Annotated in this window: 13 protein-coding genes; 2 read left to right on the forward strand and 11 right to left on the reverse strand. The window is 43.6% G+C overall.

Going from position 1 to position 20,336, the window contains the following annotated elements:
* Positions 1-7: 7 nt before the first annotated feature.
* The 3 genes from PH235_RS13765 to PH235_RS13775 all read right to left on the reverse strand — a co-directional run bounded on the left by PH235_RS13765 (position 8) and on the right by PH235_RS13775 (position 10,026).
* Positions 8-8,776 carry a GH36-type glycosyl hydrolase domain-containing protein gene (locus tag PH235_RS13765; RefSeq protein WP_272162865.1) on the reverse strand — a complete coding sequence of 2,923 codons (8,769 nt, stop codon included), beginning with the start codon at positions 8,774-8,776 and terminating at the stop codon, positions 8-10.
* A 250-nt stretch (positions 8,777-9,026) separates the two neighbouring features.
* Complete coding sequence (locus PH235_RS13770; protein WP_143033135.1) at positions 9,027-9,173, reverse strand: lmo0937 family membrane protein; 147 nt, start codon at positions 9,171-9,173, stop codon at positions 9,027-9,029.
* Positions 9,174-9,585: 412 nt separating this feature from the next.
* Positions 9,586-10,026 (reverse strand): OsmC family protein, encoded by a 441-nt coding sequence (locus PH235_RS13775; protein ID WP_272162866.1) that lies wholly within the window; start codon positions 10,024-10,026, stop codon positions 9,586-9,588.
* 230 nt (positions 10,027-10,256) lie between these two features.
* On the opposite strand from PH235_RS13775, the gene PH235_RS13780 reads away from it, so the two are divergent.
* Positions 10,257-10,877, forward strand: coding sequence for a metal-dependent hydrolase (locus tag PH235_RS13780; RefSeq protein ID WP_272162867.1), 621 nt, complete (start codon positions 10,257-10,259; stop codon positions 10,875-10,877).
* Between the two features lie 274 nt (positions 10,878-11,151).
* Here the strand turns inward: PH235_RS13780 and folE are convergent, their stop codons facing one another.
* From folE to PH235_RS13820, 8 genes are all read right to left on the reverse strand, one after another.
* The gene (gene folE / locus PH235_RS13785; protein WP_272162868.1) at positions 11,152-11,763 is read right to left on the reverse strand and encodes a GTP cyclohydrolase I FolE; all 612 of its coding nucleotides are present in this window, start codon (positions 11,761-11,763) and stop codon (positions 11,152-11,154) included.
* A gap of 3 nt (positions 11,764-11,766) precedes the next feature.
* Complete coding sequence (queE, locus tag PH235_RS13790) at positions 11,767-12,432, reverse strand: putative 7-carboxy-7-deazaguanine synthase QueE (protein WP_272162869.1); 666 nt, start codon at positions 12,430-12,432, stop codon at positions 11,767-11,769.
* Positions 12,433-12,864, reverse strand: coding sequence for a 6-carboxytetrahydropterin synthase QueD (queD, locus tag PH235_RS13795; protein WP_272162870.1), 432 nt, complete (start codon positions 12,862-12,864; stop codon positions 12,433-12,435).
* Between the two features lie 324 nt (positions 12,865-13,188).
* Positions 13,189-13,518: a DUF2500 family protein gene (locus PH235_RS13800; RefSeq protein WP_272162871.1), complete on the reverse strand. Its 330-nt coding sequence runs from the start codon at positions 13,516-13,518 to the stop codon at positions 13,189-13,191.
* A 115-nt stretch (positions 13,519-13,633) separates the two neighbouring features.
* The gene (locus tag PH235_RS13805) at positions 13,634-15,016 is read right to left on the reverse strand and encodes a glycoside hydrolase family 1 protein (RefSeq protein ID WP_272162872.1); all 1,383 of its coding nucleotides are present in this window, start codon (positions 15,014-15,016) and stop codon (positions 13,634-13,636) included.
* 2 nt (positions 15,017-15,018) lie between these two features.
* Complete coding sequence (locus PH235_RS13810; protein ID WP_272162873.1) at positions 15,019-16,368, reverse strand: PTS sugar transporter subunit IIC; 1,350 nt, start codon at positions 16,366-16,368, stop codon at positions 15,019-15,021.
* Between the two features lie 89 nt (positions 16,369-16,457).
* On the reverse strand, positions 16,458-17,441 hold the full coding sequence (locus tag PH235_RS13815) for an AraC family transcriptional regulator (RefSeq protein WP_272162874.1): 984 nt from the start codon (positions 17,439-17,441) through the stop codon (positions 16,458-16,460).
* A gap of 415 nt (positions 17,442-17,856) precedes the next feature.
* Entirely contained in the window at positions 17,857-19,371 is a 1,515-nt protein-coding gene (locus PH235_RS13820) for a glycoside hydrolase family 1 protein (protein WP_272162875.1), read from the reverse strand.
* A gap of 258 nt (positions 19,372-19,629) precedes the next feature.
* Here PH235_RS13820 and PH235_RS13825 point away from each other — a divergent pair, with 258 nt between their 5' ends.
* On the forward strand, positions 19,630-20,241 hold the full coding sequence (locus PH235_RS13825; protein ID WP_272162876.1) for a DUF1349 domain-containing protein: 612 nt from the start codon (positions 19,630-19,632) through the stop codon (positions 20,239-20,241).
* Positions 20,242-20,336: the final 95 nt, after the last annotated feature.

Raw genomic sequence — 20,336 nt, forward strand, 5'->3', positions numbered from 1 at the left:
GTTTTACCTATTTCCCCATCAACACTTCAATATTGTGCACTTTTCCATCATTGACCAATTCCAAAATGTTTCCTTCACGCGTTTCGCTTCCTTCGGCTATCGTCTTCACTCCCTTATTGACGCCTTCCGGATTTTTGACTGTTATGTTATAGATGGACTCAAAATATTTGTACCTTATCGTGTATTCTGGCCATTTTTGGGGAATGCATGGATCGATCAACAGCTTATTCCCGAGTTTTTGGAACCCCAATATAGATTCTAAACCAGCTTTATACATCCATCCTCCCGATCCGGTATACCACGTCCACCCGCCTCGCCCAGAATGAGGGGGAACAGCATAAACGTCAGCAGCCATCACATAGGGCTCAACTTTATATGTAGAACATTCCCTCTGGTTCCTTGAATTATTGATGGGATTAATGAGCTCATACAGCTCATGAGCCTTGTCTCCGTCGCCAAGTTTGGCGAATGCGATGATGACCCATGCGGCTGCGTGCGTGTATTGCCCGCCATTTTCCCGGACACCTGGGCTGTACCCCTTAATATACCCGGGCTCCATTTCGCTGGTGTCAAAGGGCGGAGCAAGAAGTTTAATCACCCCGTCTTCTCTGGTGATGAGATAATCTTCCACCGACTTCATCGCCTGTCTGACTCTTTCGGGATTACCTGCTTCAGAAAGAATCGCCCAAGTTTGAGCAATTGAATCAATCTTACATTCGCTGTTTTCTATCGAACCAAGAGGCAACCCATTGTCAAAATAGGCTCTGATATACCACTTGCCATCCCAAGCGGACCTCTCGATAGATTCAGTAATCTGATTCATTATATTGAAGTATTTTTCTGAAAGTTCTGATTCTCCCATCTCAATGCATACTGGAATGATTTTTTTAAGCACAGTCACCAAAAACCAGCCCAGCCATACACTTTCCCCTGTCCCTTTGTTCCCAACCATATTCATACCGTCATTCCAATCACCTCCACCCATCAATGGCAGTCCGTGATTTCCAAATTTCAAGCTTTTCTCTATGGCTGCGATACAATGTCCAAATAATGAAGCAGACCTATTCGAAATAGAAGGAATTCCATATTTTTCCTGTTCCCCATTTTCAAGCAAGTCGCTTTCCAGATACAGCAATTCGGATTTCAATATGCCTTTATCCCCCGTTATGCTAACATATTCCATGGTCACATAAGGAAGCCAAAGAAGATCATCACTGAATCGGGTACGAATACCTTTCCCGCTGGGCTCATGCCACCAGTGTTGTACATCCCCTTCCACAAACTGATGCGCTGCATGAAGGAGGATCTGTTTTCTCGCAATTTCAGGGCTTATGTGAACGACAGCCAAAGAATCTTGAAGCTGATCTCTGAACCCATACGCACCGCTGGACTGATAAAATGCCGAACGCGCCCAAAGTCGGCAGGAAAGGGTTTGGTATTGAAGCCACCCATTCAGCATAAGATCCATTGACATATCAGGGGTCGTAACCTGAATCGCTTCAAGTTTATCTTTCCAGGATTCTTTTACAACTGTCAGCGCCCGATACGATTCCTGAACATTCCTGTATTTATTCGTAAGTTGATCCAAATCATTAGTTGTTTCAGCTGCACCAAAAGTAAGTACGATATCCTTTTCCTCCATTGGATTCAGTGAAACGGTGACTTGCATAGCCGCGCACGGATCAAAACCAATTCCAACCGTTCCCGTAAGCTTTTCTTTTCTCAGGCATTCAGGATTGGCCAGACTCCCTGAGCCAATAAACTCTACCCGGTTTCCTGTAACACTTCTGTTTTCCAACGAAATGTCCATGAAACCAATTTTTGCTTTATATTCTTCATTATAAGGATTTTCCATCAACAGGACTCCGGATGCGTTTGAGCTTGTTTTTATGTGCATCGCGTTAACTTGGTCTGTTACACCCATTACCGGTCTCACATAGTAGATCAGAGACAGGTTTCTCTGTTCGTTGGATGAATTCGAAAGTGTTAAAATGCTGATTTTAATGCTTTCATCTACAGGAACAAATTGGACCAATTTCTGCTCAATCCCGTGGCTTGCATGCCTAAATTCTGTATATCCAAACCCATGTCTTATTTCATAGGCTTCTTTTCCCCTGATAGGTGACGCTGTTGCTGTCCATGATTCTCCAGTATCATCATCCCTGAGATACAAAACTTCACCCGGATTGTCACTGACTGGATCATTGGACCATGTGGACAGCTTGTTTTCGCGGCTGTTTCCGTACCAAGTATACCCTGCTCCTGATTCAGAGACGGTAAAACCAAACTTGGGATTTGAGATCACATTAATCCATGGAGCAGGGGTGTTTTCTTCTTTTTCGAGTTGAATGACATACTCCTTGCCATCTTCAGTGAATCCACCTAATCCATTTGCATACAGCAGATCAGGTTCTTCAGCAGCAGGTCTGGCATATTCGCTGATTGCTTTGGAATATACACTGTCTTTTTGCTGTTCCGATTCTCTTTCAATTGGTTCTTCCATCTGCTCGTTCAGGGTTCCTCCATCGTCTCTTACTATCATTCTCGCCACGGCAAACATCAGGTAGATCTCCTCAAGACTCGTTTTGCTTTTGTCGACTATATATGCTCCCCCTGATTTCCCTATCATTTGATGAATATGGCTTGAATTTAAGCTCTCCATGATGGAGGCATGCAGCGGGAGGTGATAACTGTTGACTTCCTCGCATAATATGATCAAATCTACCTTTAACTTTTTGTACATCCAATATTCGTGGGCTTTTAACATTTGATTGAGTACCCTGATGCCATCGATATTCTTTATGACCAGCAAGACAACCGGATCGTCACCGGAAATACCGAAGCGCCAAAGTGAAGATTGCCCCAACGTGTTCCTTTCGATCAATTCACGGAATTTCCTTTTGGAAGGACTGTTGAACAGGAGGCTTGAAGTCATATTCTGATAGAGTTCCAGTTGGGAAGGCGCTATGTCCAGGTAAGCGGCTTCGAGTTGCCCACTTGTGTGCGCTAGAGTGAACGCCCGGTCAATGAATTCATACTGGGAATATTTCTCAATTAACATCAACAAATCTTCCCTGCTTTCGCTGACTGCAGTGATGTAAGCTATCTGCAAAGCCTTTCCGGGTAATATTCTTCCTTTCAGCCTCAGACTCATGACCGGATCGAGCACAGTTCCGTCCGTACCCGAAAGAACATGGTCATCATCCATAGCTGTAGGTGCCCCTAAATCACGGTTTCGCCCGATAAACTGCATCCTGTCAGTTTCGAATTGCATGTTCCCTATGGTATCCCCTTCAGTCACGGCAAAATTAGCAGTCCATAGTTTTTTATCTGAGGAAGACCTTGGCCGATTGGTGGCAATGATGCCATTGATTTCCTTAAGAACCTCAGTTTCCTTGAAAAGTTTATGAAATGCAGGGTGAGCTATATCTTCATTTTGTGTAGTCATCACGGCTTCAAAGTAGCTTGTCACTTCGATATCACATGAGCTGTCTCCGGCATTTCCTAAAGTCATTTTCCTGATTTCAACATTTTCCTTTGGAACAACGATAACTTCTGTTTTCGTGTGGATATCTCCATCTGTTCTTTTGAAAACGGCTTTGTCGTTTGTATAAACAACTTCATATTTTTCAGGAATTTTGTACAGCGGTGCATAAGCTGAGGACCACACTTTATTTGTGGCTACATTTTTGATATAGAAAAACATTCCGTACTTGTCCGCTGCATTGTCCTCTCTCCATCTCGTGATCGCTTTGTCGTTGCATCTGCTGTATCCGGTCCCTCTATCCGTGATCATAACGGAATAATTACCGTTCGATAGAAGATGAACTTTCGGTAAAACGGAATCAGCAGCCTTGAATGTCCTTGTAAGCCTGCTGTCTTTGTACACTTTACTTTTGTCAATTTGCATTTTCACTTTTTTTGCTTTCAAATTAAAGTTATAAACAACAGATGGAATCGGCTCTTGAAGTAAAAATCGAGAAGCATACATGGCAGGATCTTCGAAAAAACGTTTTTGCATGATAAAATCATGCAAAAAATTGTTGATGGCCATGAAACCCATACCTTGATGATGCGCCATGAATTCCCGGATGATACTTCTCTTATCGTCAATCATCAGCCTGTCGGGTGTGTAGTCGGCTGCTTCATAAAAACCGTAAGCTCCTTCCAGCCCTTCCTCCTTGAGGTATGCGATGTTTTGGGCTGCACTTTCGGGATCTATCTGGAGTGCCAACAATGTTGAATAGGGAGATACCACCGTATCTTCCACCAAACCTCTTTTTAAACCGAGCCAAGGCACACCGAAAGCCTTATACTGATAGCTTAAATTCACATCCGTGTCATTAAAGCCGGATTCGGATATTCCCCAAGGTATTTCATTCTGTTTGCCGTATTTTTTCTGACTCCGAATGACAAAATGATACGTTTCGTCAAGCATCGTATTTTTGTAGCTCTTCATGATCAAAACCGGCATAAGATATTCAAACATTGTCCCAGACCAGGATGCTAGCCCCTTATATCCGCTATCCACTGTTAAAGACCGGCTCAATTTGAGCCAATGCTCAGGAGGTATTTCATTTCTGGCTATGCTTATATAGCTTGCCTGACGTGCCTCCGAAGCAAGTAGGTCATAGTAAGAATCGGTCAGTTCCCCAACCTCCAGATCAAAGCCAATAGAGAACAAGTGTTTTTTCTCGTCATACAATGGTAAAAATTTTGTGTTATCTGAGAGTGAATCCACTCTGCGAATCAACTCTTCATAATCCGATAAAAAGCTGCTTACAGCATTAGAGGATACAGCCAAGCGCTGCTGCAGTTCAGAAAGGAAACCCAGGTCTTCAGGGAATTCTTTTTCAAGCTGCGCATTGCTAAACATAATTTTCCCGATGATAGCTTCCGCATGAGCATAAACATCCGGCAAATCCGCTAAAATCGGATTGTTTTTCAAAAGAACAGTAATCTCTTCAAAGTCATCTTTGTAATGTGAGAAGCAACCAGCAGACAGACTCTCCGGAAGTTTTTCAATCAATTCCACGGCCGGCATAAACTCTAGACGCTCATCGTTGAACGTTATTAACATTTCTTTGATTTTATTTCTCCAAGACTCATTTGTGATGCCATCAAATTTATCGCTTATTGAAAAATCCCTCACAATCCTGTTCCATGAGAACATGTCGATGGATTGAATTTGTTCAAATCCCAGCGATTGATAAATAGCCACTCCATCTTCCCCACCATTGTACAGGGTATCCCTGATTCCCTTTAGAAATTGCGGGTCAGTTAGCGGCATTTTAAGATACCCCTTTAAACCTTCAGACAAGGTTATCAGGTAGCCTACTAAATTACCGCTGTCGGCAGTGGAAATATAAATAGGCAGCAAGGGCCGCAGTGATTTCGTATCGTACCAGTTATACAGATGCCCGTTCCATTTTTCCATTTTTTCGATCGATGTGATCGTATTTGAGACCCTCTCTATCATTTCTTTTGTTCCGATGTATCCAAAATCCCGGGCTGTAAGGATAGCCATCAATCCTAGGCTGATGTTGGTTGGTGAGGTTCGGTGAGCGATGCCGTTAGGGGAATCTTCTTGATAGTTGTCCGGTGCAAGATAGTTGTTCTCAGCATTTGCAAATTCCTCAAAATAGCGCCAGGTTTTCCTTGCGATCCTGCTGATTTCGAAAAGCTGGTCTTTGGTGAGGGTGCATGGCTTTTCTGGCTTTTTCTGACTGATTGCATAGGCGATATAAGGCGCACTCAACGACAGAACAAAAAACAGGAAGCTTAAACCAACTGCTTCCGATTGAAAGGATAACGCCAAAAGAAAAACGGCCAGTCCTATCCAGATTGAAGACTGCATTTCCCGTATATAGCTTTTTAATGAATTGTTGTTTTTCCTTTCCTCAGCTGCTGAAGTTATCCATTCAAGCAAGTCTTTTTTGGTTATGAAAACGCGCCAAAGTGTAACCAGCACTGCACGTATGATCAAATAGGCTTGGTACGGCAAAAAAATGAGTTTCAGGGCCGCCTGGTAAAAGGTTGCTTTGATTCCCCCCATTGTCGGCAAGTACTTTTTTGTCCTTATGCGCTGGCTATGTCGGTTCGACTTCAAATATCTGGTTGAACTTCCCACTACATTGGAAATAAGGTACACCGCCAGGGTCAGCACATACAAACCTATCCAGTACATTTTGCTACCTGGCAGTATGGTCAATGCCAAGATAAGCAAAGCAATCAGGCTTGGTGCTACGACGCTTCTTCTCAAGTTGTCCAACATTTTCCATCTTGATAATGCCGAAAGGTGGTTTTTACCGAAGATAAAAGGAAGCAACTGCCAGTCGCCTCTGACCCAACGGTACTCCCTCTTAACAAAGGAATTGTACGTTGCGGGAAATGAATCCACTAACCTCACGTCAGAAACAAGTGCCGCCCTCAAATAAGATCCTTCCAGAAGGTCGTGGCTCAAGATGGCATTTTCAGGGAAAGTGCCTTTCAAAAGGGTTTGGAACACCTCCAAATCATATATGCCTTTTCCTGTAAATATACCTTCACCAAAAATATCTTGGTAGATGTCAAATTCAGCTTCAGCATAGGGATCTGCATATTTTTGCCCAGTAAATATTCTCGAGAAGAAGGTGGCATTGGTGCTTTCCATTTCAACATCAATTTTAGGCTGCAGAATGCCGTATCCTTCTGTTACAATCCCTTTCTTTTTATCAATTGCAGGTCTGTTCAAAGGATGTGCCATTATGCCTATCATTTTTTTGGCAGCATCCATGGGCAGTATGGTATCACTATCCAGCGTTATCACATATTTAATGTTTTTAGAGGCTGGAAAAGCTGGCGAAGCATAAACAATCGACGTTTCATTTGAACCCAGGATCATATCATTAAACTCAAGCAATGCGCCCCTTTTTCTTTCCCAACCAATCCATTTATTATTCTCCTTATTGAAGTGTCTGTTTCTATGGAAAAAATAAAACCGTTCAGTTATGGGATCACTGTATTTCAGGTTCAGCTCTTTTATGCCCTTTATTGCCTTTTCGATTATTTTTGAATCATCTGTTTCAACTGGAGAGTCCCCATCTCTAAAACACCCCAATAACGCAAAATATAAATGATTTTCCTTGTTTAGCAAATAATGTCTTTCCAGATTTCCCAAGAGTTCCTCAACCCTTTTCTCATCCGGAAGAATTGCCGGCACAACAATAATCGTCCCCATATCTTCAGGTATTCCATCTTTCAGTTCCAGTTTTGGGAAAAACGCAGGCCCTAGCCGGCTGCCAAAGATATGATTTGCTGCAGATAAGGCTATTTCTGAAGAAGGTATCAAAACCGCTAAACCAGCAAAGACTGCAATCAGAACTGTATTTTGTGATGCATTTGAAGCTGCATACCGAACCGTTGCCCAAATAATTGTCACCAACAGTAGACTCGTTGTGGCGAAGTATAGCAGTCCTAGATTTTTCTTGACCATTTTCTTTAGTTTGGGAATTATTTTGCTGCTTCCACCCAGTTTTTCGCCTAAAATTTCAGTTCCTTTGCCGATCAGATAGTAGCCCACATGATTGGTTCTCTGAAATTCGCTGCTTTCAGCATCTGAATCTTTCAATTCTGGATAGGCCTTTTTAGTTAGTTCAATCGCTTCTTTCGCTAGATATGTTTCTGAAACACCATAAATGGATGCAAGTTCCTCCACTTTTCCTTTATAATAATTTCTTGTGGCTATATCCATCAATGGATAAATTTCTGCGGGATCCTCTTTCAGTATTTTGCCGACAAAGCTGATTTCCTCAAAAACAGTTGCCCATTCCAAGGTTGAAAAATATTTAAGACTGGTTATATAATTCCCCATTGAGACTGCATTTGATGATTGGAACTCATTTTCCTTGCGGATGGATTTCTCAATGGTTGTTCCCTGCTTTTCAAGGGTCTTTTCAATGACATTTAAACAATCGGTATAATTTTTCCCCGATTTTCTGAGATGATATAGCAGATGATATAGCAAATGTTCTATGAACAAAAAATTGGTTTCATCAAATTCTATGATGCTTGTTCTGACTGAATCACATATTCCAACCATGTCCTCGCCATTGTTCCATCTCTCAAATATCTCTTCGGCTCGGTGTCGCTGGTTCTGCGTTTCTTGGATATCCTCGCAGATATGCCTTATATTCTCAATCAGTGCAATTTTCATCACCACAGGTATCGCCCATATCTCTCTATCAAAAAGAATATTCTCTTGCTGATATACCTTCATATATTTCAATAAATTTTCTTCATTTATTTTACCGTCCGTATGGGTCACCAGTTCCATGATCAACGCAAAGATTCGTGGATAATTTTTGAAATCCCCGCCCCTCAAATCCGGCAGTTTTGAAAATGATTTTTTTGATAAACTTCTCCGTAATTCTTCCACCAGTTCTTCAACAAAATAAAAATTGTCAAGCAGCCATTCCGAAACTGGAGAAAACTGTTCATTTAGCTGTATGTCTGAACTCAAATCGTTATAGACAGAGAGAATAAAATGATAGTTTTCAGCCAATCTTGGCACAGGCCAATTGGGAATATTGTTCGTCATGAAATTCGAATGTTCATCCGCCAAATCCTTTACATGCATCTCAATTTCTTGCTCATTGAGAGGTACTTTTTTCATGCGAAAGCTGTAAATATTCCTTAATTTTTTCAGCTCAATTCGGAATACAATAATTGTAATTATCGCAAGTATGAAGACAGCAACAATTATAACTGCAGTGTAAGCATTTAGATGTATTTCCATTGATTGGCACCTCCCCCAAAAATATAAAATAAAAAAAAGCACAATGACCAGAAAAACAAACCTATTGTCTTGTCCGGTCATCACTTTTTCTGAATTTTACATTGATCCATTTTTTTGGTTCGACTGTTGAAAATGCGCTCAGCTGTCAAGATAAAGTCGATTTAATGCATCGGAGTTTACTTTATCCATAAACACACGCCATATCCCAAAAAGCAGAGCGCACAGCCTTTCACGAATAAACTGCGGAATCTTACAATTTTTTGCCACTAACCAATTGCATCACTACCAGAATGACCGCAATCACCAAAAGAATGTGTATTAGCGAACCAGCCGCTGGTAGCAAGGTGAAACCGAGCAACCATAAAACCAATATTACAACCGCAATTGTCCACAACATTTGTCTCACTCCCTCTATTCATTTGTTTGGTTCTGTTCATTCTCTGCCACGCCCTTCATATGCTTAAGCTCCAGCGAGCTGAGAAGCTGTCCCCTATAGCAATTCCTGACCGCATCAAAAGTAAGCGGTTTCATTTACTTCCAAAGGAATTATCCCCAAACTTTTTTTATTACGTCTTTTTTATAGCCTATGGTCATTTTACCACTTATTACTAATTTTGCATAAAAATAGTGTTTTGTTGGAATACGTCAATAGTTTCACAGTAACCCCTGACGAAAACACCATAAGAATATTTGTTCTAGCTTAAAATATTTTGCATGTTGATCTGCCGCGTCGCGCTTATTTTATGACGTGAAATAAGCGCCCCGAACGATGTACTTACATCGTTTGAGGCACTTTTCCGTTTGGATTTTCAAATGATTGTGGTATCAAAGCTGATGCTGGCAGGATTGATCAAGGTGTCTCCGACTGGGCAATGCGATTCCACAAATTCCACGAAATGGCTGATCTCCGCTTCGGTATTATCGGCTTTGATGCGGTAGGTAGCATGAATGTCAGTGAAGCCGATTTTGACATTCTCGTCGCCCAAAAATCCGTCCGTGTTCAGGTTCCCACTCACTTCAACCTCGAGTTCATGGAGTTTGATGCCGAGCTTTTCCGCAAACATTCTACCGGCGATGGCTTTGCAGCTGCCCAATCCGGCAAGCAATGCCTCCACCGGACTCAAGCCGATGTCCGTACCTCCGAATGCTTCCGGTTCATCCAACACGATGGACTTGCCTCTGGCTTTGTTGATCACCTGGTAATTTTCGTGCAAACTTGTCGATGTCACTTTGAATAATTGATTTGGCATATCTGTTCCCCCTGTTTATTAAAATTTGATAAGGAAAGAGTATCATCTTCCGCGGGGTTTGGATAACACACAAAATCGAACAAGCTTGATAGCTAAAACAGAACATCCGTTGTCGGGTCGTGAATCATCAGATCGCGCAAGGTTTTTGTTTCATTTTGGTCCTAAATCGGATATGATAACAACGGTAGGAACAAACGTTCTTACTTATTTTATTTTTGAAAGGATTCAACATGACTGGAAAAACACACGTAGCGATAGGGACTGCTGCCAGTTTGCTGGTTACGCAACCCTCCACGCTGAAAGAACTATTTATCTGTCTGGGTGTAGCGATCGTCGGGTCTGTCATCAGCGATATCGATGTCAGCACCTCGGAATCCCATCAGACACTGGACTGGATTCTTGGTTTGATCCTGGCGGTATCGGTTCTGTTGGCATTCGCGGAGTCCAGATGGTCGCTCGGGATCTTTTCTGCCATCCTGAACGACAGCTCCTACTCCCGGATCTTTTTCGGAACCGTCATTTTTTTTGGTATCTGCATCTTCGGAAAGGAACAACCGCATCGGTCGTTTCTTCATTCCATACTCGGACTGGCCTTGCTGAGCATGGCGGTCTATATTCTGTCTCCGCTGTTGGTCACTTATTTCGCGGTCGCGATGGCATCCCATATTGCGATTGATATGCTGAACCACAAGCGCGTGAAGCTATTTTATCCGTTGCCCGGCGGCATCCGCCTCGGTTTGTGCAGCGCAAATGGCATCGTAAACGCTTGGTTGTTCAAAATCGGCAGTCTGGTAGTCATCATCGAAACGGTACTGCTGATCGGCAGAATGGGATTAGCATTCTTTTCATAGACGGTAAAACAAAAAACACAAGTATTCCGGCTACATATATGAGCCGGGATGCTTGTGTTTTTTGTTCATGATTGGCTTAGTTTTTCTGTCCTCCGGCGAGAGCAGCCTTGGACGGAGGTGCACTCTTGATCATCAGTTCTTCTCCGGTTAAGCGTTCTTCACAGGAGTTGAGGCCGCGTATTCCAAATGTCCTCCGGTGACAGAAACCCTCGCCGGAGATCCGGACCCTGTTCGCCCCGCTATCCTCCGTTCAACCACCCGTCACCAACTAACATCAGCCAAACTGATTCGTGCTATCTTTCGTATAGAGCATCATCAGCTTATTGTTCAGCATCGGATCGGTATTGAAACGTCCACGCAACGTGGTCGTGATGGTTTTCGCGCCCGGTTTCTGGATGCCACGCGTGGTCATGCAGCCGTGTTCGCCCTGGATGATGACGGCCACATCCTCCGATTCGGTGATCTTCTGCAGGATTTCCGCGATGTCGCTGCCGATTCTTTCCTGCAATTGCAGCCTGCGACCCGCCATATCGGCGATCCGGGCTATTTTGCTCAAGCCGATGACTTTTTGTTTGGGGATATACGCCACCGCAACCTTCATATTGTACATCAACGCCAGATGGTGTTCGCAGTGGCTGAATATCTCGATGTCCTTCATGAAGACCAAGTCATTTTCTGCATTGCCCAAGGCCAAGTCATCCTCGAAAGTGGTGTTCAGCATTTCGGCGATTTCGTCGTTCGTGTAGCACATCCCTTTGTAGATGTCTTCGTACATTTTGGCCACCCGTTTTGGAGTATCCTTGAGGCCTTCTCTTTCGGGATCGTCGCCCAAGGCAATCAGGATACCCTTTATATACCCTTCGATCGCTTGTACGTCAATTGCCATATCTTAAACCCCTCTCTCGTTCGGATCCCAAATGATTTTGTGGAGCTGCACCTGCATATTGACCCCATTCATCTGGTTGTCCTTCATGAAATCGACGATGCTTTCCAGCTCGATATCACCGAACACCGGACTGATGAAGATGCTGGTTTTTTCGGTAAGTTTGTATTTGTTGATCAATTCACGGGCTTTCTCCAAGTCCGCCATGCTTCCCGATACAAATTTGACCGTGTCCTTCTCAGTCAGCTGATCGAAATTTTCCAACGCCATCATCCGCTCCATCCCGCTGGAAGGAAGCTTGTAGTCCATCGTGAAGCTCGGCGGGTTTTCCAGATCCGAAAATTTGCTCAACAACACGCTGCCGTTCGTCTCGATTTCGACATAGAGTTCCGGATCCTGCGACAGCAACTCCAGAAGTGCTCCCATGTCTTGCTGCAGCAACGGTTCGCCCCCGGTCAGGGTGACATTGGTGACCTGAGTGTCCTTGATATACGCATAGACCTCCTCGGCAGTCATCGGATCAAACGCGACTTTCCTGTCGTTGGCCCAAGCGGTATCGCAATAGCCGCAGTTCAGATTGCATCCCGCGAAACGGATGAAGGTCGCCAATTGCCCGCACCTGCGGCCTTCACCGTTGATGCTGACGAATTTTTCAACTACCTGCAATACCATTTATCTTACCCCGCTTTCTTCATAAGCGGCGCTGTTTGTCGGTGTTTCATAAACGGTCGCACGCTTCACATCATAGCCGAAGCCAGCCAACGTTTTGTAGAAATATGCGGCGAAATTCTCGGCTGTCGGACGAAATGGGAATTCGATGACGGCAAAGCCGTCTTCCTTGATGCACTGAAGCGTTTGTTCCCGCATGGTCCCCTGCTCGATGATCAGCGCGTGGTCTAAGTGATCCACGGCGGCCTTGAGATCCTTTTTCAAATCCCCGAAATCCACTACCATTCCGTCCAGTTGGCCGGATGCGACCAATTCTTCCGCTTGCACCTCGATTTCAACCCGCCATCTGTGGCCATGGATGTTTGCGCATTTGCCTGCATAGCCAGCTAGAAAGTGAGCGCTGTCGAAGCTGTGTTCTGTTTTTAAAATATACATCTTTGTATTTCTCCCCCTAAAGTTGTCCGCAGCACCGCCACTTTTCAAGCGTTGCTGCCGTTCTGCCGATCCGTCTTCCCAGAACTTCCCTTGTCTTTGATGGCTTCGAAATATGCATATCACTTATATTTTTTGGCACAAAAAAAGGGCACACTATGCCCATCAACAATCGACCACTTCAAATAAGCAGCAGTCAGGTCCTAGTTTTGATTTGAGACAGGATGGTTTCGAACTGTCTTATTCTGTTTTTTGATACCCATACAGACTACTACAGGAAAAATGGATAGTCAAGCTTCGTCAGGAACAAAAGCAGGCGAAGTCAGCTCAAATCCGTTCAAATTGTCTGAACCATTTTCTTTTGTAGGTCAGCCTACCATAATCTCCGATGAAATATTTCCGGTATACCCCTCTACCGACACGGAAAGTGATGCGTTCGCCGCCGTCCGCTTCGAAGGTCAACACATAGGTTGTTGTCGTCATCAAAGAATCGCCATTAATGTGACTCGCGTTCTCCGTATCTTTCCCGATCAATTTGGCTTTTTCGTTAACCTCTACGGCAGTCAGATTCAAGACCATATTTATGATCAGATACCCAAATACACTGATGACTCCGATGCTCCCCAGAATCATAATCAACTCAAGATCCTCACCCATGCTCCATCACACTCCCTGTAAAAATAATAACACTCTTTGATGGAATATTATAACTTTCTTACACCAAAAAGACCGAGACGATTCCACACGGAAATCTTCTCGATCTTTTTTTCATTTATTTTTTATTCCAATCACTGATCAATTGCTGATACCAGAAATAACTGTCTTTCTTGTAGCGTTTCAGCTCCTTGAGGTCATCGTCCGTGCGGTCGACGTAGACCAATCCGTACCGTTTCGCGAACCCTTCCCTTCCGCTCAGGGAATCGAGGAACGACCAAGGCGAGTAACCCAATAGTGGGATGCCTTCTTCCACTGCCTGGAAGCATTGGTCCAAATGTTCTTTCAGGTAGCCGATCCGGGTTTCGTCATGGATGTGGCCATCGTCCTCCAGTGTGTCGCTGCTTGCATAACCGTTCTCTGTAATCATCAGCGGCAGGTTGTAGCGTTGCCACAATTTGTAGATGGAGAGCCTCAAGCCGGTCGGATCCGTGCCGAAGATCATCCACTCCGATTTGGCGCTTTCCGGATTTGCTACAATCCGGTAATGTTCGGATCGGAAAAACGGCGGCATGTTACTGTCATCCTTACCCGAGTAAGCCTCGGCACAAAGACTAAAGTAATAGTTGATACAAATCCAGTCCGCGCGCTCCGACAGCAGCAACTGCTCGTCTTCCTCACGAGTATCCGGATAAAGCCCTTGTTTTTTTAGCCTATGCGCGATGCGTGCCGGGATACTGCCGCGGACCGAGAGATCCAATTGCGTGAAGCTCAACAGTTCCTCCGCCGTCATCGCGGCTTCGACATTTGCCGGAGCTGCAGAAGCCGGATAAATATTTTGGAATGGTGAAGCAGGCCCAATCATCCCACCAGGCACCAATTCATGGCACCATTTGAAGGCAAATTTTTCGGCAAGTGCCATATGGTACATAATCTGATAGTTGGCCCGTTCATAAGCTTTTCCCTCAATGTCGCGGATACCATTGAAATCCTTCGAATACATCACCATCAAAGGCTCATTAATACTAACCCAATACTTGACTTTGTCGCCGAATGCTTCGAATAAGGTTTTGGCATACTTCTCGTAGGCGTAAATCGTCTCCCTTCCCAGCCAACCACCATAGTTGTCCACCAATTTTTGCGGCAGGTCGAAATGATAGATGGTGACGATCGGTTCGATTTTGTAGGCAAGCAAACGATCGATGACTTTCGTGTAAAAATCCAGGCCTTCCTGATTCAATTCACCTTCGCCATCCGGGAAGATCCGCGTCCAGGAAATCGAGAAACGGTAAGAGTTTACCCCCAGTTCGCGCAGCAGTTCGATGTCATCTTCCCATTGATTGTAGAAATCACTCGCGACACTGGTGTCGGCTATGCCCGGTCTGACAAACCGAGTATCTACGGTCGATAATCCTTTCCCATCTGTTTGGACCGCGCCTTCGATTTGGAAAGCCGAGCTGGATACGCCGAACATAAAATCCTTCAAGTCTGTATTTTTCATCATCAACCCTCATTGCTTTCGATATTACTCATACTGAAAATTTCCTGATTTTCTGTACTGTCCGTGCTTGCGGAACGCTCATTTGCCAAGGCTTGCTTATCCATCAGTTTGAAGAACGGATAGTAGATTACTCCTGATAACGCAACGGCAAATACTTGGAATACTGCGATTTTCCAGCCGCCCTGCATCAAACCAGAGAAAACGATTGGCGTGCTTGCCGGAATAAAAATACCCATCGGCGCAGGCATTAGACCGGTAACAATCGCAGCATATCCTAAAACAAGCATGATGATTGGAGTGAAAATGAAAGGGACGAATACCAATGGGTTCAAAATGATTGGCATACCGAAGATCAGCGGTTCATTGATATTGAATACGCCCGGCAAAAGCACCAGCTTTGAAAACTTCTTGTACTGCTGACTTTTCGCAAAAAGAGCAATGACAATCACAAAACCCAGGGTGGAACCAGCTCCACCAATCACCGTCAGATCATAAAGAGCGATGTTGAAGATATGTGGAATCGGCATGCCTGCTTGGTAAGCTGCGACGTTGTCTTGGATATATCCCATCCAAATCGGCATCAGGATAGGCAATATCGTGTAAGAACCGTGAATCCCGAAGAACCACAGCAATTGTGCGGCCAAAACCAGAATGATGAAAGCCGGAAGAGAACTGGTCAAATTCTGCAACGGGGTCTGCAGGCTCGCATAGACGAAATCAGTGGCAGAGCCAAAGCTGGTCAAAGAGAAGCCCCAGCGCACCAAAGCGAATGAAGTCAAGATAACAAAGGCAGGGATGATATCCAAAAACGCTTTGGCAACTTGCGGCGGCACATCTTCCCCCATCTTGATCGTCCAATTTTTATCTATCAAAATTTGATAGATTTTCGCTACCAACAGACCCGTGATTATTGCGGTGAAAGCGCCTCTCGATCCAAGGTAGGCTGTGTTCAAATAAATGATTGGCTGGAATGCACCCTCTTCCATCACTTCTGTTAATGGAATCAGCATCAAAAAACTGACAAGCGCTAAGATAGCTGCATTCACCGCGCCGTCCTTTTTGCCATAGATAATAGAACCTTGGTATGCAACAAAGAATACCATGTAAAGTCCGATAGCGTTGATCGTCACCGCTGGTACAAAGGCGAAGAGAGTCGACAGTCCTGTAGCAGCCAGAAATTCCTGATAAGCGGGAATATTGATGGTGTTCAATAAAGAAAAAATCGCACCTACGATGATGATCGACATCAAGGTCATGCTTCCGCCACTGACTGCTCGGACGACCTTATTATTGGAGATTTTTGTAGCGACTGGAATAAATCTATTTTCCATAAAATTGATAAAGTGCTTCATGTTATAATTCCTCCTGTCTTTTGATAGTCTAATGATAACAAGCGCTTCCATCATAGATAATCACAAAAAAAAAGAGGAAATTCCTCTTTTCAAAGATTCGCTCGGAATTTCTGCGGCGTCTCGCCATGAAAATCCTTGAACTTCTTGTAAAAGAACGAGACGGAAGAATAGCCGATTTCCGCAACAATCTCTTCCACCGACAAGTTGGTGCTCGAAAGCAGCACGGTGGCAATCGTCATCTTTTGGAGCTGAAGCAATTTCATATAACTTTTGCCCGTCTCACTTTTCAGCCGATTGGACAGGTAATTCGGATGGTAATTGAAATGAGCCGCCATGTTGTTCAGGCTATCTTGCTGGTAATTTCGTTCGATGTACTGAAGGAAATCGATGGTCGTATAATTATCGGCTGTTTTGCTCTCAGGTTTCGTGGCTTTTTCGATGAATTTCCCTCGAATCAATTCGATGAAGAACAGTGCCATGTAGGAATCAATGATTTCTTCAGAAAACTCCCGCAGATTATAGTATTCCAACAAAATTCGATCCAACAAATTAACCGGTTCGTCCTGTTTTTTGGTCAGAAACATCAGATAGCTCTTCTCAAACTTCTTGTTCTTGATCGATTGCAACATAAAATGTGTAATCAGGCTGTTCTTCGAAAGACGATTTAATAGATGTTTTGTCAGATAATCTTTTTTGATGACCAAATTCAAAATGATATTGCCCTTTTTGACCTCTTTCACGCGATGACAGGTCCTCTTATCAATAATCAAGAGGTTTCCTTCGTTCAAAGAAATCCTTTCATCCACCAGCAATACTTCACAGGAACCTTTGTAGGCATACATGATTTCCATATAATCATGGAAATGCCAAGGCACGAACGATCCATAAGCTTGTTGTGAAACATTGAGGCTATCATTCACCTGGTCAAGCTTGTGATCCATATTGAAGCGGAAGCGATAAATCTCTACCCCATCGATGACTTCCATATCATCCAAAGCGACATGCTTGATGTCTTTCCAAGATATCATTTTTTGGCGATTCTCAAAAAACAGGTCCAAATTTTCTACTTTCATCAGTGACACTCTCCATTATTAATAAATGTTACTGGAATCGCATGTACCAACAATCCTAGTTACGGACTCCGTGTTTCTATAATCGTTTTCCTTATTGTATAACAAAATTCGAAAGTGTCCACTTTGCGTATAGGCATTTTAATGTTTGGCAAAGAAATCCGGCATTCTGATCGGTCCGATTCGAGGCGAAATTGCCGAATATCGGACTAACATTCGATAATTTTATTCCAGTTTTGGGCGAAATTGTCGAATGCTGTATTGCATTCGACAATTTGACTCCTTTGCAGTTCGAGATTGTCGAATGCATCACGTACATTCGGCAATTTTGCCCCCAAATCCATCCCGCCTATATCCCCGCCGCGAAAAAGCTCTCCCACCAATTGAATTGATGGAAGAGCTTCTTTATGTTCAGTAATTATAGCTCGCTGCCGTTTGAAGCGATCACTGATTTGTACCAGTAGAACGAATCTTTCTTGATCCGGTTGAATGTCCCTTTGCCGGCATCGTCAAGATCGACGTAGACAAACCCGTAACGCTTCTTCATTTCGCCTGTGCCTGCCGAAACGAGATCGATGCAGCCCCACGGCATGTATCCGATCAGATCGACGCCATCGATCGTCACTGCGTCACGCATCGCTGAAATGTGGTCGCGCAGATACGCGATTCGGTAGTCGTCGTGGATTTCCCCGTCTTCGATCGTGTCGATGTTGCCCATCCCGTTTTCGACGCACATCAATGGTTTCTGGTAGCGGTCATACAATTCGTTCAGGACAAAGCGGAAACCTTTGGCATCGATCGGCCAGCCCCACGGCGTTTTTTCCAGGTACGAGTTCGCTTGTCCTTGCTGGCCGCCGGTTGTCGTGGTGATGTCGGAGTTTCTGTCGTATACCGTTGTGCGGTAGTAACTGAACGCAAGGTAGTCGGACGGGTGATTTCTCAATATTTCTTCGTCTCCATCCTCCATTTTCAGTTCAAAATCGTATTCATCAAAAATGCTCTTCGCATAGGCCGGATAATAGCCGCGCATCATCACATCCGAAAACAACAACGCTCTCCGTCTGAACAGATAGGCCCCGAAAACATCGTCCGGGTGGCACGTATTCGGGTAAATGCCGGACAGGGCCAACATGGTGCCGATTTTGACATTTGGAATCATTTCATGGGCCATCTTGTTTGCATAGCTGCAGGCTACCATCAGATGATGCAACGCCTGGTATTTGCCCGCTGCTTCTTCCGGCAAATATTTGGTCGGAAGGATCGGACCCTTGTTCTCCGTTTTAGCGTCATCTTTTTTATAGGTTCCCAAGGTCCAGAAACCGCCCAGAACATTGATTTCGTTGACTGTAATCCAATATTTCACCTTGGATTTGTATCGGTTGAACAACACTTCACTGTAGCGAAGATAGAAATCGATCATTTTCCGGTTTGCCCAGCCGCCGTATTTCTTTGCCAACCCCACCGGCATATCGAAGTGAAGGATCGTCACAATAGGTTCGATGCCATGTTTCAGGCATTCGTCGAACACATCATCATAGAATTGCAGCCCTTCTTCGTTCGGCTCCTCCTCGTCCCCGTTCGGAAAAATTCGCGTCCAGGAGATCGCCAATCGGTAACTGTTGAACCCCATTTCCGCCATCAGCCCGATATCCTCTTTGTAATGGTGGTAGAAATCGGTGGCGTTGTGGCTTGGGTAATACTCGCCCTCTTTCAGGATCGGCTCCGCGCCAAGCGGCAAAGATTCGCCCAAAGTGATGTGATCCATTTTACCATTGGCATCGGTAAAGTATATTTTTCTGGAAGAGGTATGACTTCCGGCTGTGATCAGGTCCGAAGCGGCCAATCCACGGCCACCTTCAGCATAACCGCCTTCGTATTGGTTTGCGGCGGTTGCGCCACCCCATAAAAATGTTTCTGGAAATGCTTTGTTCAAAACAATTACCACCTTTTATTTTTATTTGTGCCGATACGGCGTTACTGTATTCTTAATGATTGTCTGTTTTCATTATTCTTCTTTGAGCAAAAAAAGTAAATGCTTTCAGCGACTATTGGCATGCCGTTGCAGGTTTTCTTTTTGGACGCTCATTTGTTGAAACATAATTTCATCATTTGGCTCTGTTTTATTTAACTTTTGATTTAGGGTATAATTTAAGTATAAACAGTTGCGGAGGTTTAATAAGTGAGGAAAAATATGGAATTTAATATTAACGATTTAAAATGGATAAGAGAACCTAAAAACTATAGTATTACTGAAAATAAAATAGAAATTATTACAGAACCTCATACTGATTTATGGCAAAGAACATATTATAATTTTAAGAATGATAATGCTCCTGTTTTACAAATTAATACTGATGAAAAATACTTTTCTTTTATAGTAAAAACTGAATTTGAAAGCAATCATCGTTTTGACCAATGTGGAGTAGTTATGTATTTAGATAGTGAAAATTGGTTTAAATGTTCTATTGAATATGAAAATGAAGATATTCAACATTTAGGAAGTGTTGTTACGAATAATGGCTATTCTGATTGGGCTACTACAGTTATTGATGCATCTATTAAATCTATGTGGTATAGATTTAGTCGAAGAGAGGATGATTATTGTATAGAATCATCGATTGATGGAATTAATTATAGTCAGATGCGTATATTTCATATATGGAAAGGTAATGGTACTATTCAATTTGGTATTTATGCTTGTAGTCCAGAAAATTCATCGTTTAAAGCAATATTTACAAATATGGAGATAACAGATTGTAAATGGCTAGCTCATGACGGGCAAGCCTCAGATGGAAATGTATAAGGATAAATTTCAATTTGATAATTAGATTATTGTGAACAGTTTTAATATATTACGAATTAAAGACCAGTGAAAATTTCACTGGTCTTTTAAATTTA

The organism is Trichococcus sp. K1Tr (genome assembly GCF_028309625.1).
Lineage (GTDB): Bacteria > Bacillota > Bacilli > Lactobacillales > Aerococcaceae > Trichococcus.